General features: G+C 38.8%; 13 protein-coding genes. 1 reads left to right on the forward strand and 12 read right to left on the reverse strand.

Translation table 11 applies throughout. The annotated features are described in order from the left end of the window. Nucleotides 1-6 precede the first annotated feature (6 nt). The 4 genes from GX437_00870 to GX437_00885 are packed head-to-tail and all read right to left on the reverse strand — an operon-like array spanning nucleotide 7 to nucleotide 3,660. The gene (locus GX437_00870; GenBank protein ID NLJ06197.1) at nucleotides 7-1,011 is read right to left on the reverse strand and encodes a zinc-binding dehydrogenase; all 1,005 of its coding nucleotides are present in this window, start codon (nucleotides 1,009-1,011) and stop codon (nucleotides 7-9) included. A gap of 2 nt (nucleotides 1,012-1,013) precedes the next feature. Next, the gene (locus GX437_00875) at nucleotides 1,014-2,456 is read right to left on the reverse strand and encodes an AhpC/TSA family protein (GenBank protein NLJ06198.1); all 1,443 of its coding nucleotides are present in this window, start codon (nucleotides 2,454-2,456) and stop codon (nucleotides 1,014-1,016) included. Between the two features lie 26 nt (nucleotides 2,457-2,482). Then, nucleotides 2,483-3,178 (reverse strand): hypothetical protein, encoded by a 696-nt coding sequence (locus GX437_00880; protein NLJ06199.1) that lies wholly within the window; start codon nucleotides 3,176-3,178, stop codon nucleotides 2,483-2,485. Then, nucleotides 3,175-3,660 (reverse strand): hypothetical protein, encoded by a 486-nt coding sequence (locus GX437_00885; protein NLJ06200.1) that lies wholly within the window; start codon nucleotides 3,658-3,660, stop codon nucleotides 3,175-3,177. The genes GX437_00880 and GX437_00885 overlap by 4 nt, the downstream gene beginning before the upstream one ends. A gap of 156 nt (nucleotides 3,661-3,816) precedes the next feature. Here GX437_00885 and GX437_00890 point away from each other — a divergent pair, with 156 nt between their 5' ends. Then, on the forward strand, nucleotides 3,817-4,893 hold the full coding sequence (locus GX437_00890) for an acyltransferase (protein ID NLJ06201.1): 1,077 nt from the start codon (nucleotides 3,817-3,819) through the stop codon (nucleotides 4,891-4,893). 201 nt (nucleotides 4,894-5,094) lie between these two features. Here GX437_00890 and GX437_00895 read toward each other — a convergent pair whose 3' ends face one another. The 8 genes from GX437_00895 to GX437_00930 form a co-directional block, all read right to left on the reverse strand. Then, nucleotides 5,095-5,604, reverse strand: a complete 510-nt coding sequence (locus GX437_00895) for a flavodoxin (protein ID NLJ06202.1) — start codon at nucleotides 5,602-5,604, stop codon at nucleotides 5,095-5,097. Nucleotides 5,605-5,651: 47 nt separating this feature from the next. After that, nucleotides 5,652-7,718 carry a 2-oxoisovalerate dehydrogenase gene (locus tag GX437_00900; GenBank protein ID NLJ06203.1) on the reverse strand — a complete coding sequence of 689 codons (2,067 nt, stop codon included), beginning with the start codon at nucleotides 7,716-7,718 and terminating at the stop codon, nucleotides 5,652-5,654. Nucleotides 7,719-7,767: 49 nt separating this feature from the next. Further along, nucleotides 7,768-9,021, reverse strand: a complete 1,254-nt coding sequence (locus GX437_00905) for a 2-oxo acid dehydrogenase subunit E2 (GenBank protein NLJ06204.1) — start codon at nucleotides 9,019-9,021, stop codon at nucleotides 7,768-7,770. A gap of 158 nt (nucleotides 9,022-9,179) precedes the next feature. Next, complete coding sequence (locus GX437_00910; GenBank protein ID NLJ06205.1) at nucleotides 9,180-9,710, reverse strand: hypothetical protein; 531 nt, start codon at nucleotides 9,708-9,710, stop codon at nucleotides 9,180-9,182. Between the two features lie 121 nt (nucleotides 9,711-9,831). Then, nucleotides 9,832-12,312 (reverse strand): CBS domain-containing protein, encoded by a 2,481-nt coding sequence (locus GX437_00915; GenBank protein ID NLJ06206.1) that lies wholly within the window; start codon nucleotides 12,310-12,312, stop codon nucleotides 9,832-9,834. 42 nt (nucleotides 12,313-12,354) lie between these two features. Continuing rightward, nucleotides 12,355-13,104, reverse strand: a complete 750-nt coding sequence (locus GX437_00920) for a hypothetical protein (GenBank protein NLJ06207.1) — start codon at nucleotides 13,102-13,104, stop codon at nucleotides 12,355-12,357. 64 nt (nucleotides 13,105-13,168) lie between these two features. Continuing rightward, nucleotides 13,169-14,851, reverse strand: coding sequence for a VC_2705 family sodium/solute symporter (locus tag GX437_00925; GenBank protein ID NLJ06208.1), 1,683 nt, complete (start codon nucleotides 14,849-14,851; stop codon nucleotides 13,169-13,171). 19 nt (nucleotides 14,852-14,870) lie between these two features. Continuing rightward, nucleotides 14,871-15,521, reverse strand: coding sequence for a DUF4212 domain-containing protein (locus GX437_00930; GenBank protein NLJ06209.1), 651 nt, complete (start codon nucleotides 15,519-15,521; stop codon nucleotides 14,871-14,873). Nucleotides 15,522-15,615 lie beyond the last annotated feature (94 nt).

Raw genomic sequence — 15,615 nt, forward strand, 5'->3', positions numbered from 1 at the left:
GGCAATCTATTCTGCCCGGATAATTACCTTTCCGTCCGACATTTTTGTCAGATATTGATACAGACCTTGCTGAATTTCATCAAAAGTAATGGTTTTCTGAATTCTTGTCCTGAGTATTCCATCAATAAACATTTGCTGAAGCTTATCAGAGATTTCTTCCAGTTTTTGCCGGCCCGTCTGTCGTATCCAGTCACCAAGATTAAAGCCTGAGATTCTTTTGCTTTCAAAAATAAGTTTAAGCACATCAACAGAAAGTGGGTTGCCGGATAAACCGCCATAAACCACAATTTCTGCGTATCTGGGCATGATTTCAAGAAGAAAGGAGGTGTGTTCCCCGGCTACAGCATCGAATCCTGTTTCAGGTTGATATTCATTGAACATTTTCAGAGCATCCTGCCTGAAGTTTTTATCACGCATGTTAAGGACAAGGGTTTCTCCTTCCTGTTTCAGTTTTTCAACATGCTGAGGCCTTCTGACAATATTGATTACCTTTATCCCTGCTTCCTTTGCAAATTGACGGATAAAACCGCCAACCTGCCCGGCTGCTGCATTCAAAACGATTGTTCTGCCTCCTTTATCCAAAGCAGTCTGAAACAATCCATAGGCAGTAAAAGGGTTAATAAAAAAAACAGGGGCTTCATTTTTTGGAAAATCATCCCTTAAAAGCAGGCAATTATCAGCCTTTGCAATGAAGTACTCTGCCCATGTTCCATCATCATTATCCTGAATAAAACAGGAAATACGCTTACCTGTTAATGCTGACTGATCAAGACTTTTTCCGCAGCCGATGATAATCCCTGAACCCTCAAAACCGGGAACAGCAGGAAAATCCTTTTTAATCTGATACATCCCGCGCAGGAAGGCAATATCGGAAGGGTTGCAGGGAGCACCTTCCATTTTAACAAGTATCTCATTGTCTTTCAGCTCACGAAGAGGCCTGTCGGTTATCCGGAGGTTTTGAAGCATCTCCGAAAGATTACCGTATTCCTTGTCGATGGTAATGGCACGCATAATCAGTTGATTACTGACAAATGTTCATTGATTAAAGCCCGGGTTTTTAAATCTGAAGGGCGTGAGGCATTGTTGTCGATGATTTTTCCGTCCTGATCAATCAAAATAAAACGTGGTATGGATTTAATCAGATAATCATCGGCAATTTTGCTTTGCCACCCTCCGGCATATAACTGAATAACATTATCTGCCATTATCTTCTTAAAATTCCGCCAATCGTTTTCATTGTCATCCACAGAAATCTGAAGAAAGATGATGTTTTTTCCGGTATATTCTTTTGCTAATTTTTCAAAATGAGGTATTTCCCCGACACAAGGCCCGCACCAGGTAGCCCAGACATCCAAATAGACCAACTTACCTTTAAAATCAGCCAGAGAATACATTTTACCGTTTTCGTCAGGATAAGAAAACACCGGAGCATCTTTGCCGGGAGCTATTTTATCCCAAAGCTTAATCTTCTCTTCAATACTTTTAAGATAATTCTGGTTGTGGCAGTCTTTCCTGAACATGCTCATGAGTTTGTCAATATTTTTTACACCATAATAATTGACTTGTTCGAGCATTATTTCATACAGTGCAAACTCTCTGGCTTTTCCCGGTTTGAGTATTTCAGCTGCTTTCTGATAACGCATAGTAGAATAGCCTGTTTCGGATTGTTGGGCGATGGTGTCTTTCTCATAAGCAGGGTCCACCAGTGAACTGATGTAACGGCTGATAAACCTTCTGAAACTTTTTGATGAAATATTGTTTTCATCGTTCAGGTTAACGTTTTTCAGGTAATTGTCAAATTCCGGAGAAAAAGTATAGTCGGGTTGCTGAATCAGATAGCCGTAATTATTCAGGTAAACAAGGAAAGTGTAGGCATAATCAAACAAAAGATTGGTCTCGTATATTTTTTTGAAATACTCAAGTGATTTTTTCTGCGCTGAACTTTTAAGTTCTTTTTGCAGAGAAGAAGTGAAATCCTGAAGGTCTTTTCTGCGTGCATCGAGCATGGAATCCATGGTGCGGCTGAATGCACCTTCCGGGAGGCGGAACAGGTACATCTTCGGAGGCATCTGATATTTGTCGGCCATAAACCTTTCCAACATAAAGTTATTTAGTTTTTCTCCGGTTCCGGTAAATTTAATCTGGTCATAGGGTTTGGTCATGTCGATATTGAGGGTAAGCTCATCTCCGGGTGTCAGAAAAACATCCAGAATCAGATCGCTGCTGACACGCAACTGATAAAAGGTTGGTTTATCCAGTTTCAGACTGAAAGAATAATTTCCATCCTTGTCAATTACAACTGTATCTGCTACGGCTTCCTCATCCTCAGTATTCTTCAGCATGAGAGATTCCTCTGCCGGCATGATGATTTTTCCCTGCAAAACAGCGATTTTTTGTTTTTGGCAGGAAAAGAAAATGCTCATGATGAGCAATGATAAAATAATGAATTTTTTCATTTTAATCAATTTAGCGTTAAACAACTTTATTTTTTAATAACTGATTTTCTGACTTTTGACTTATAAGTGCCTTCATAAATGCCTCCGATTTGCGGACAATTTGCTGGTTTTAGGGAAATTTCGCGTGTCAGATATATTTTACAGGGGCCCTGCTTCAGTTCACTGACATCCGCGGGTTCCACAATTATCTTTTGCGTTCCTGTTTTATTGACTTTAATGGTTTTTTCAGTCCCTGAAGTGTCGATAATGGTTAGCTTGAAGGTTTCATTTTTTTGCAGCGGCAAGCCTTTTACTGAAATTTCGGTCGGAGAGGTTTGGGATATTGAAGAGGGCTTGTCAATACCGGCCGGATAAAGCGAAAATGTGTTTTCATATTTTTTTCCAGTGTAATCGTAAAAAGTGAAAACGTATTGATAATCATCTGGTTGCCTGAGAAGTTCGGAATAATAATAACCTGTAAAAAGTCTTTCAGTACCTTTCATTTTTTTCCCGTTTATTGAAATGTAACTGGGGTCAGTCAGAATGAGGGAAGTGCCTTTGGTACCGCCAAACCTGAAAACAGCTTCCACCAGGGCATTATGTTCACCTTCTTCCATAGAAATGTAGTATTTTGTATAAATTTCTGATTGGGCAACATCTTTTGAATCGGCAATTTCCCCGGATACACAGGCAAATAACCATAAAGTCATTATCAAACTGACAGATAAGATAATATATTTCATAACTGATTGTTATTCTGAAGTTTAATTAATAATTCTTTTTTCATTTCAGGGAAAAACTCAGGAAGAAATTTGTCAATTTTCAGCAATTGAAAAATGAGTTCGTTCCCGGTATCTGTTGAAATTTTTGTCAGCAATGGGGTCTGTGCATTTTGTGGTAAACCCAGGCATTCAACGAAGGCTTTATAGCGGCTCCAGGGATTGCCGAGAGTATCAGACTGGCTGACTTCAAGGGCATGTTGTAAATTATTTACTTCGAGGTTTTGAATAATTAACGTCATTTCCTCATGTGTAAACCCAAGTGAATCAGCATATTGCACAATTAAATCCGTGTAATTTTCAGAATGAATGGCTTTTTTGGCAGTAAAATAGAAAAAAAGGTAAGAAATCAGGGCAAAAGCTATGATGACTGAAGATAAAATCAAAAGTGATTTGAAGGTTTGACGCTTTTCTTCCTTGTTCATCATAACTGCAAAAATAGTCATGAACAGACATTTATACGGATAAAAATTAAGAAAGCCAGATATAAAAGAATGACGATGGTTTCGGGATTGTTATACGATGGTAGAAAAAAAACAAGGAACTTTGCTTTGCGGGAAAAATAACAACGAAGCAAAAAAAAAACAATAAGTCAGGATTTAATGAACGCAACAAAAACTCATTTTCATACTTTCGATGCGCTTCGTTTTTTTTCTTTCCTGATTGTTTTTCTGCACCATTCACCTTTTGAAAAACCTGCCATTGTTAGTTTTTTTACCAAAAGCGGTGGCATTGGCGTTTTATTTTTCTTTGTGCTGAGTGGTTTTTTAATCACTTACCTGCTCCTGCATGAGAAAATGAGTGCCGGAACTCTTTCTTTTAAAAACTTTTTCATTCGCAGACTTTTGAGAATATGGCCTTTGTTTTATGCCATGATCCTCTTTGCCTTTCTGACTCCTTTTTTTCTGAGTATGCTGAAGCTTGGGTTTTCGGGCAGCGGCTATCAGCCCGACTGGTTGATGTCGGCTCTTTTTCTGGAAAATTATAAGATGATGTTAACGGGAGACACACCGAATGTTTCACCCCTCACTGTGATGTGGAGCCTCGATGTGGAAGAGCATTTTTACATACTTTGGGGCTTATGCCTTTTTATGTTGCCGGTTCGGAAAATTCCTTATCTCATTGGTGTTTCAGTAGTATTGGCAAATCTGACCAGAATAATATATTTTAACCACGAAATTAAAGCCCTCGATTTGTTTTCAAATCTCGATTTTTTTGCTTTTGGCGGTTTGGTTGCCTGGTTGCTCCTGTATAAAAATGAGGTTATTCAACGACTTGGTATCATTTCAAAGAAGCGTAAAAACCTGATTATCTTTGGTATAATTTTTCTTGTCGTTCTGAATCCGCACATTCATTCTGATTACGTTAACCTGATAAGCTTACCCATATTTGCCGTATTGTTTTCTTTTATCATAGCATTTACACTTTGTGAAAATAACATACTGTATATCAGTGATAAAAACATCTTTAGCCGACTTGGGATATACACCTACGGACTATACCTGATTCATACCATTGTCATCAATTTTGTGATCCGCATATCAGAAGTTTTGCCTTTTACACTTAACTGGCTGAGTGGGGGATTGCTGGCACTGTTGCTTACCATCCTGTTGAGTATGCTTACATATCATTTGTTTGAAAAACAATTTCTAAAGCTTAAAAGATATTTTTATCGTTAATGGTAGAAATCATTGAATTTTATAATCATAGCCCAAGGTTTAAATCATGTGCTATGATGAAAATGGAATTTTAAAAATGGTTTCAACTATTTTATGACATTTGTTTGAAAAATTGGTTAAATCCGGATGTTTATCAATGAATTCGACAGGGTTTAAAGATTTAATTTCAAATGGTTTAAACCATTTGAAAGGATGATAGGTTTAAATATTAAATTCCTTCCTGATTTGCTGAACCCAATTCTTTATTCTCTGGGGTGTCAGTTTTGCCTGATTGTCCTGATCGATCATCAGTCCGCAAAAGAGGTCGCCCCATAACGCCCGTGATCCTTCGAACTCATAATCAACTGAAGAGGTAAAACCAACCAGTTGAGCGCCACAATTTTCCAGTATTTCACCAAGAATTCCCATACCATCTCCGAAATTCTCACTGTAGTTAACCTGATCCCCCAGTCCAAACAAGGCGATTTTTTTTCCTCTCAAATCAAGATCTTCAAGTTCAGGAACAAATTCATCCCAGTAATTTGGCAATTCTCCGTCAAACCATGTTGGGACACCAAGAATCAGGAAATTATATTTCATAAACACATCCCCCCTGATTTCCTCAGCATTCAGATGGTCAATCAGTTCCTCCCCAAATTCAGCTGCAATTTTTTCTGCTGTTTTTCGGGTTTTGGTGGTATTGAAACTGTATATCAGTGCTATTTTTTTCATGATTAACTTCTTATTATTTTATTCGTAATCATTTTCTTGAGTGAGTTTTAATAAGCCAATAATTCTTTAGCTGCATGCAGGATTTTTTTGGTGTCAGGTAAAATGGCGGCTTCCAGAATCCGGTTAAAACCGACAGGCGTAAAGGTGCTGCCTACCCGCCTGACTGGACCATCCAGATATTCAAAAGCCTTATCACTGATGAGTGCTGCTACCTCACCGCCAAATCCTCCGAAAACCTTGTCTTCATGCACAATCAATACTTTTCCGGTTTTTTTTACAGATGCCAGAATACTTTCTTCGTCAAGCGGATTAAGGCTTCTCAGATCGAGTACTTCTGCTTCTGCATTCATTTCTTTCTTAATTATTTCTGCTGCCTCCAGGCTGAAATGCGTTGTGTTACCATAGGTGATGATACTTAAATCGCTTCCTTCCCTTCTTATTCTTGCTTTTCCAAAAGGTACTTCAAAATCATCGGGTACAGCTGTTGCAGCCTTTGGTGCATTATATAAAGCTTTAGGCTCAAGAAAGAGGGTAACACCCTTTGAACGTATGGCTGTCCTGAGCAAACCTGCTGCATCATCGGCAAAGGAAGGATAAACGACCCGGAGGCCCGGGAGTGTAGTCAAAGTTGCTTCAATGGTCTGGCTGTGGTACAACCCACCACCGATATATCCACCCGAAGCAAGCCTGATGACTATATTGGGTGAAAATTTTCCGTTACTTCTCCAGTAATCATGGCTGAGTTCAAGTAGTTGCTCCATGGCCGGCCAGAAATAATCGGCAAATTCTGCTCCTTCTATGACAACCCTGATTTTCTGACTGTAACGGCTCATCCCGTTGGCTGTTCCGACAATATAATCTTCTGCTATTGGTGCATTAAATATTCTTGACTTGCCAAATTCTTTCTGAAGTCCTTTTGAAACATTGAAAATACCTCCTTTGTCTTTATTGGCTATATCCTGTCCATACAAAAAGGTGTCAGGGTTAAGTTTAAATTCTGCTTTCAGAGTTTCATTCAGGGCTTCTATCAGTTTTTTATTGTTGCCTGTAAACTGATGTAACCCTTCGGGATATTTTTCTGAAACATAGGCTTCAGGGACTACGTATTGATGAATGGATTCAGGGGAAGGATCGGGTGAAGCCATAGCAATTTTATGTGCGGCCTTAACGTCATCTTTTGCCTTGTTTTCTATTTCAGTGATTTCTTCCTCTGACATCCTGCTGTAGCGAAGTAACATACGCCTGAATTTACCTAACGGATCATATTGAGTAACATAGTTCAGTTCATAATCATCACGATAGAGTTCATGTCTGTCGGAATTGGAATGACTGTGAATCCTGATGCAGTTTGCCTGAACTATCACCGGCTCTCCGTATTCCAAGACATGTTTTTTTGCTTCTGTCATCGCATTCATGGAATCAAACACGTCTTTTCCGTTACAGTGGATAATCCTGAGATTTTTAAACCCACTGAAGTTATTGGCTACTTTGCGGTTGGCAGTCTGGTCGGCTTTAGGAACTGAAATACCGTATCCATTGTCCTGAAAAACAAAAATAACCGGTAGTTTTTCGTTGCTTGCTCCGTTGATAGCTTCATATACATAACCTTCCGAGACGGAGCTTTCGCCCTGGCTCGAAATGACTACTCCTTTAGCTCCGTAATATTTCATTGCCCTTCCTAACCCTGCAGCTATCTGTGTGTGATTTCCGGTACATGATGAAACATTGTGAATATTCCATTCCGGCTTCGCAAAATGGTTCGACATATGGCGGCCTCCGCTTGCAGGATCTGCTGCTTTTGATATACCGTTAAGGATGATTTCTTCTGCCGTCAATCCTGCCGAAATGGCTGTCAGCATATCACGATAATAAGGAAACAGATGGTCGGTTTGTCTGTCAAAAACCTGTCCGATGGCCAGCTGGATGCCATCATGTCCGGCATAGGGTGCATGGTAGCTCCAACCTATGGCTTGTTTGAGGTAATTCGGGGCTCGATCGTCTATCAGCCGTCCGAGAGTCATCAGATACAACCACTTTTTTAGCGTTTCATCCGGTGTAGTTTTTATCGAAAAAATCTTCGGGACTATATAATTTGGTTTCTTTTTTATTGACATGTCTTTAAATTCAATATTTTAACGTTAAAATTTTAGTTATTCCAAATGCTTATATGCTTCTGTTAGTATCAAAATTTTCGAGCAGGTCGGCAATTCTCCTCAGGAAAGCTCCGCCAAGTGCTCCGTCAACAATACGGTGATCGTAACTCAGTGCCAGATACATCATGTGGCGTATGGCTATAGTATCACCTTCGGGGGATTCAATAACTACCGGGCGTTTGACAATACTTCCTGTGGCAAGAATGGCTACCTGAGGCTGATTGATAATTGGTGTTCCGAAAAGATTTTTAAATGTGCCAAAATTGGTGATGCTGAAGGTGCCTCCCTGAATTTCATCCGGCTGAAGTTTGTTTTGGCGTGCTGCATTTGCCAGACGGTTGATTTCGCTGGCTAATCCTGCCAGATTTTTCATGTCTGCATTTTTAATGACAGGAACAATCAGATTCCAGTCGGGAAGGGCAACGGCAATGCTGATGTTCACCTGTTTGCGAAGAATGATATTTTCTCCGTCAGTCGATGCATTCACTTGTGGAAATTCACGCAGGGCAAGGGCTGCTGCTTCGGTAAAGAAAGGCATGTAAGTGAGTTTTTCGCCATATTTCTTTTCAAAGGCTTCCTTGTTTTGCTCCCGCCATCTGACAATACGGCTGACATCTGCTTCCACTACAGCAGTAACATGAACGGAGGTTGCTTCCGACATGACCATGTGGCCGGCTATCAGTTTTCTCATACGACTCATGGGAACAATCTGATCGCCTTCGGCAACCGGAATGTTTACTTTTTCAATGGCAGGTGGCATCGGGGCGGGTTTAGATTGCCTGTTTTTAAGATAATCCAGAACATCCTGTTTGCGCACCCTTCCATCCTTTCCTGAGCCTTCAAGACTATCGAGTTCCTCGATACTTATATTTTCCTTATAGGCTATCGTTCTAACCAAAGGAGAATAAAATCTGCCATGAAAATCTGTGGGTTTTTTTACAGTATTCTGATTTACAGCAGATTCCTCCGTTTTTTCAGACGGATTAATTTCTCCAATATTTCCTGAATCTTCAACTTGTTCCGGATTCAGATTGATAATGGCGATAGTTTTTCCAACCGCAACCAGGTCTCCTTCCTGAAAGAGGATTTTTTCGACTTTTCCACTTACTGGGGAGGGGATCTCAGAGTCAACCTTGTCGGTAGCCAGATCGACAACCGGACTATCTTCTTCAATCAAATCCCCTTCTTTTATATGCCATTTCAGTATGGTTGCTTCCTCAATGCTTTCGCCAAGTTTAGGGAGTTTTATTTCAAATTTTGACATTTTTAAGACATCATTTTGGGTGCAAATTTAAAATCAATCTTATTAACAAAAAGTTTACCATGAAAAACATGAGAAAGAACATTCCGAAAAATGGTGAAAGCAGCTTTTTCATTATGGCCAATCAGACTAAAGGACGAGATTTTATCATCTGAGGATGACTAAAAAACCACTCCAATCCTCATTCCCAGAGAGAAATGCCAGGTATAATCTGTTCCCAGATAGGTTTCACGACCCGGACCTATCCATTCGAAAAAACCATCATGATACATTTGCCCTTCTATGTTTGAAACACTGACATTTCTTTGACGAAAACCTAATCCTGAGTAAAACTCCATCATAAAATGTCCTTCTGTTATCCGCATACCCCCGAGACCATACAAGCCGTTTATAATAAACTGATGCTCAGCATATTCATAAGAGTAAAATGTATCATTTAGATAGACGTAACCAGAATTTTTTGCATAATTTAGTTCATGATGAAAGGCATTTATACCTGCAAAAAAACTCACAGGTTCAAGATGAAAGAATTGATAAGTCAATTCGATATTTGATTTATAGTAATCATTAAAAACAAAACTATTTTTATCCCACACATAACATTTTTGTCCATATCCTAAGCTAAAGCCAAGTTTTTTCTTCCAGACCAACTCAGCATTCAGGAAGATAGTGGAATGTTGAGGCTCAATCAATTTACTGGGAGTCCATTTTAAAATAAATTCAAATGGCTTTTCTATTGGTTGGGATTTTATGTAATTCAAGCATGAGAGACATAATAAGAATGTATAAAGCCCTGTTTTATTTATCATTAAATTAATTAATTTCAGCTGTTTTAAATTCAGTTTTCAGGAAATCCTGTAATTCTTCTGTTTTGGAAATTACTTTTTTGAGAGTTGTTAATTCAATTTCAGTAAGCATTTGCAGGTCAATGATGTTATCTGCTGTTTCATTATGAAGGATGGAATTGGTTTGCTGGCGAATGCGTAAATAGGTCAGAAAATTAAGTATTTGTTTTGTTTCCTCATATATTGTTTTTGAAATCACCATATTCTCGTAAAGAGCATCAAGTCGTTCCAGTGAATTAAGTGCCTGAATATTTTGCCTTAAGGAAAGAATTCGAATTAGCCCGGTTACCGGAAAAATTACTTTTTTAATATCAATTTCTCCTGAATAACCACCACTTAGCTGGGAAACAGATGGCACCCTGAAGTTGATAACTGACAGAGCTAAATGGAGAAAAAAAACTGATTTGTTTTTTAACTCTTCGGAAACATGTTGTCTGAGTTCCTCAACGAAAGAGGCCTCACCATAAACATTCTTCAAATCAAAAAAGATGGAGGATTCGAGTAAATCTTCAGGATTGGATGTATTAATCCATTTGCTGAAATAGTTTTTCCATGTTTCAAGTGATTGCACCCATACCGGATTCATGGCCATAATATTTCCTTTGCAATAATGAAATCCGGTTTGATCCAGATTGGTGCAAATCATTTTTCCGATCTTAAGAAAATATTCTTTAACGGTTTCCTGATTTTCCTGATTTTCAATGATTATTGCATTATCCTGATCTGTTGCAAGGGTTTGTTCCATACGTCCTTCACTTCCCATAGCAATAAATGCAAAACGGCATGGGGGAGTACCTGTTTTTTCTATGGCCAATGAAATAATTTTCCGTGTAATAGCATCAGACACCTTACTGATGAACCGAGTGATATTCGAAATCTGAGAACCACTGCTTAACAGGGCATCTACTATTACTGGTAAACGGTTGTACAGAATTTTAAGCTGTAATGTGTTTTTGGCATCTTCAATTTCCTGCAAGAGAAAGCTGAATGTATTTTTATGTAAATTGAAAATGATGTTTCTGCTTAGTACACCGCAAATATCTCCGTTTTTATCCTTAAGCAGAAGATGAGATATTCCCTTGCTTTTCATGATGTAATCTGCTTCAAACAACGTGATGTGGTCAGATGCAGTAATCACCGGGGAGGTCATGATTTCAACAGCCATTGTATCGGGCGGGAGCGAACCGGCAAGTGCCCTTTTTCTTAAGTCGCTGTCGCTGATGATTCCTATTGCTTTTTCATCTTTGAATATAATAATATTGTCAGTTCCTTTTTGAGTCATAATTCGGGCAGCTTCCTGTACGGTAGTGTCGAGGTCGCATCTGGCAAAATCGCTGATGTAATGGTTAAGTGGCTGATGCATTAAAACAAGTGTTTGTTGAAGTTCTTCACTAAGTGATTGCTTTTCTTTTTTATACTGATATTGTCCTGATATGTTTTTGATACCGACCAAATATCCATCGCTTCCACCGTATTTTACTTGTGAAACAGTGATAATTACCTCATTCCCGGAATGATGGGGATTTTTTATTTTTGTTTCCATGCTGACCGTTTTTCCGGGCTCATTGAGTTGTACGGCTATTGACTCCCATGATGTGTCAAAAATATCATCAAAATGAAGGGAAAGAACCTCAAGAGGATTTTTACCGAGCATCTTGTTAAAAACATTATTTGAGAAAATTACCTTTCCGTCTATCAGCATGACCGCTCCTTCTGTGGAGGCTTCAACAAGTGTCATATATTTTTCCCTTGAAAGCTTCAGGTTTTTTTCTGCTTCAAGTCTTCTTTTTTCAATGATCGAACTTTGGCGGATTAAAAAAACAAAAATAACAGTCAGGAGGAGTGCAATGATGACGGAGGTTCTGATGATGCCTGCTTTGAGAACCCTGATGTCTTTTCTGACATCTTCAATATAAATCCCTGTCCCTATTATCCAGCCCCATGGTTCAAATCCTTTTACAAATGAGATTTTTGGAACTATCCGTGATGGGTCGTCCATCCACTGCCAAAGGTATTCCAGATACCCTTCACCATGTTCTTTCACAATTTTGACTGATTCAACAAAAAGCTTTTTACCTGTCGGGTCTTCATAATCACCAAGCGGTTTCCCATTCAGGTCTGGGCGATAGGGATGCATAATCATAACTGGTTGGTTGTCAGTTATCCAGAAATAATCTTTTTGATTAATTCCATACCTGATTTTACCAATTTTTTTGATGGCAAGTTTCTTTGCTTCTTCCTGTGAAAGTGATGTATCCGAGTAATATTCCCGGGCAAGGCTCCAAACTGAATTAGTCAGTTCTCGAAGCATTTCTTTTTTCTTTTCCATCATGTTTTTTTCTGTCATGGGCAACAGAAGAGTAAATGCTGTAATGACAAAAACAAGGATAGCAAGTATTGAGGACCCAACAATACTCAGAAAAATAAGATTTGGGCTGCTTCGTTTCACCGGTCAGGGATTAAGCGTAATTTTAACTACAAATATATGATTTTAAAAACGATCCGGAGGAAATAATCTTTTTAGAAAAGGAGTTTTTTCAGGCGGTAATCCCAGTAGTGTATTCAGATTGTTTTTTGCAACTGGATTATCCGGCCATAACTCCATCGCTTTTTTATAACAGGAAATGGCTTGTTCAATACGATTGGTGTGTCTCATTACAATTCCTTTATTCGACCAGCAAACCGATATTCTTCTTGGTGTTTCAATTTTTGCCTGCTCAATTTCCTTAACTCTTTTCTTTACAATTTTTTCAATATTTTTCCCTATAAATTGTTTCTTGAAGGAGTTCATTTCCTCCCTGACTTTTATTTGCAATTTGTTGTTTCTGAGATGTTTAAATTCGTTTAACCATTGGTTGTAAACAGTTAGTGCAGAATCAAAGCAGGCTTCGGCAAATTTCAGATAGTCTGATTTTACGGTTGAATCATTAATAACATAGAGCGCCTGAGTAAGGAATACGGAGCCTTTGTTGTTGAAAACAATACCAATTTCAAAAGAATTCCTGTAGTCACTGAACTGCCTGTAAATTTTCAATGCAGAGTCCATCAACAGATGACAATTCTGAAATTCTGCTTTTTTCATCGAAATATCGTACTGCTTTAATAAAATTCTGGCTGTTCTTACCCTGGGGTCGTCAGAACGTTTGTTAATATTTGCATAAGTAAAAAATGCAATGACGGCTATAATTGTTATTAAACCAGTTGATATGAGTACTTTTGTGAGATCGTTTCCGTGTTTCATTTTTATCCAAAAAATAAAAAGGGCAGACGAATCAACCCGTCATGCCCTTTTAATGATATGATGATTACACATGTACCTGTTTGGCAAGGAATTCCTTGATATGCTCAGGCGTAGGTTTTGTCAGGAGTGAAACAATAATGTTGGTCAATATGGCCAAAGGTGCTCCAATCCATGCAAAATACCACAACTGGAGGTAATAACTGATAAATTCTTGTCCGGGCAAATGTCCGCCAGCCTTGCCGACAACAAAGTAGGTAATCGATATAGCTGTAATTAACATACCCATGATTAAACCAGCAATTCCGCCTGCTCTGTTGGAGCCACTCCACCAGATACCAAGTAAAAACAAAGGAAACAAGGTACAGGCTGCTATTGAAAAAGCACTTGCAACGAGTTCTCCAATAAGTCCGATATTCTGAAGTGCCAGAATGGTAACGATAATAGCAATCAGGATAGTGCCAATACGGGCAGCAAAAAGCTGATTTTTTGGTTTGGCAGTCGGATTAAGTACTTTAACGTAAATATCATGTGAAAAAGCAGATGCACCGGCCACAAACAAGCCGGAAACAGTAGAGAAAGCAGCGGAAGTAGCACCAGCTGCCAGCAATCCGACAAAGAGCGGATGAACATCTCCCAACTGAGCAGTATAGACAACTATGGCATCTTTTGCTAAAGTACCTACTTCAGGATGAATAGATAAGAGTTTGCCGAAAGCGGCATAAACCGGAGCTCCCCAGTAAAGAATACAGATGAAAAACAAACCCCAGACGACAGAAAGCCTGGCATCTTTGGCATTAGGAACTACATAAAAGCGCTGCAAAACATGAGGTAAACCTGCTGTACCAATCATCAACGAAAAAGCAATTGCTATAAATTCAAAGAAAGACTTGCCGGAGGAAGGATCCCAGGGCATGGCATATTCAGGTGCCGGCATAATGGCAAAAGGATGGCCAAAAACATTTGTCAGATATTCTGAGGTAATATTTTCAGGAAGCGGAATTCCATGGACAATGTCGGAGACAGCTGCTCCATATCCTGCAGGTGGTAAAAGCCAGAAATATCCATATTTGTTGGAAAGTATAAAAAGAGGAATGACAAATGAAACGATAATAATGACATATTGAATCTGCATGTTTTTGGTGGCACCGAGCATGCCTGATATAAGTGTGTAAAGTAAAACCACAGAGCCGCCAATAATAACAGACCAGAAATAATTAATTCCCAATATCCATTTAAACATGAGCCCGATTCCACCAAATTGCCCGACACAATAAGCGATGGAGATAATAATAACCATAATTGCAGCAAACAAACGGATGGATTTGGAATAATACCTGTCGCCAACAAAGTCAGCGGCTGTGTATTTTCCATAACGCCTGATTTGTCCGGCCATTAAAACCATCAGCAAAACATAGCCTCCTGTCCAGCCAATGACAAAAGCAAGTCCATGATAACCACTTCCATACATCAGAGCTGCCATTCCCAGAAAGGAAGCAGCACTCATCCAGTTGGAACCGATAGCCATACCTGCTCCAACCGGTGAAATCTTTCTTCCGGCAGCATAAAAGTCTGTGGTGTCTTTTGCACGAAATATAATTCCAACAATAATAAAGGTTAGCAAAGTCGCCAGCAATATAATTGCAGGCCCCACTTTGAAACTACCTTCAAGCTCCGTAACGGCTGCACTTGAAATAAACGGTACAAGTACTGCTGCACTTATCAGTAACAATTTATTGATTGCTTTCATTTTTTTCTGTTTTAAAGGTTTATTCCTGAATTTGATACTTAATGTTGAGATTTTTCATAAAAATGGAGTATAACAAACACAATCCGACAAATAAAATCAGCAGGAAAATGGCTGTATAAAAATAATGAAAGGGAAACCCAAAAAACTTAAAATCGGTGAGAAATGACTGATTGTGTGTCGTATAGAGTGCCATTACTTTTGAAATAGCTTCAGCATCTGGCTGGTAGGCTTCAGATAGTCCCGCTGTTGTAAGAAAATAAGGCAGGTATAGAATTTTAAGATTTGAAAATTGATCATCTTCAGGGAACAGTGAACTTTTCTGTAGCTTTAATAAAGCATACAGCTTGTTCCTTTTTTCATTAATGGAATTAATATAGCTTTCTTTTTTCTCACTGAAGTTCTCCGGTTTTTTCTTCAGATTGTTTAAAGCTGTCAGCTCTGCCATGTCTTTTTCGAGGCTGATGAGTGTTGTTGTCAGATCAGATTTGGCAGCAGAATCTGTGATGTTCTGAAAGACTGCCTGTGTAATGACCTCACTCAATAACGATTTGTGATCGGGTTTAAGGGTTTTGCCTAAAACAGCTCCTGTCGAACTTATAAAAAGTTTGATTTGTGCCGGTTCAGCAGTTTTTGAAAAATAGGCATCTTTGACTTGCTCATACGTTATCAAAGACTGTTCTTTTACTGGTTTTTGAGTAATCCTTAAAAGGAACTGAAAGCCATAAATCAGTAAAAACCAAATCAGTAAAAACCAGATAATAATA

It is taken from the genome of Sphingobacteriales bacterium, from assembly GCA_012517435.1.
Lineage (GTDB): Bacteria > Bacteroidota > Bacteroidia > CAILMK01 > JAAYUY01 > JAAYUY01.

Coding starts and splice junctions, on each gene's coding strand:
- GX437_00900 (NLJ06203.1), bottom strand. CDS start 7,718: ATGTCAATAAAAAAGAAACCAAATTATATAGTCCCGAAGATTTTTTCG.
- GX437_00875 (NLJ06198.1), bottom strand. CDS start 2,456: ATGAAAAAATTCATTATTTTATCATTGCTCATCATGAGCATTTTCTTT.
- GX437_00885 (NLJ06200.1), bottom strand. CDS start 3,660: ATGACTATTTTTGCAGTTATGATGAACAAGGAAGAAAAGCGTCAAACC.
- GX437_00880 (NLJ06199.1), bottom strand. CDS start 3,178: ATGAAATATATTATCTTATCTGTCAGTTTGATAATGACTTTATGGTTA.
- GX437_00920 (NLJ06207.1), bottom strand. CDS start 13,104: ATGAAACACGGAAACGATCTCACAAAAGTACTCATATCAACTGGTTTA.
- GX437_00925 (NLJ06208.1), bottom strand. CDS start 14,851: ATGAAAGCAATCAATAAATTGTTACTGATAAGTGCAGCAGTACTTGTA.
- GX437_00890 (NLJ06201.1), top strand. CDS start 3,817: ATGAACGCAACAAAAACTCATTTTCATACTTTCGATGCGCTTCGTTTT.
- GX437_00895 (NLJ06202.1), bottom strand. CDS start 5,604: ATGAAAAAAATAGCACTGATATACAGTTTCAATACCACCAAAACCCGA.
- GX437_00905 (NLJ06204.1), bottom strand. CDS start 9,021: ATGTCAAAATTTGAAATAAAACTCCCTAAACTTGGCGAAAGCATTGAG.
- GX437_00870 (NLJ06197.1), bottom strand. CDS start 1,011: ATGCGTGCCATTACCATCGACAAGGAATACGGTAATCTTTCGGAGATG.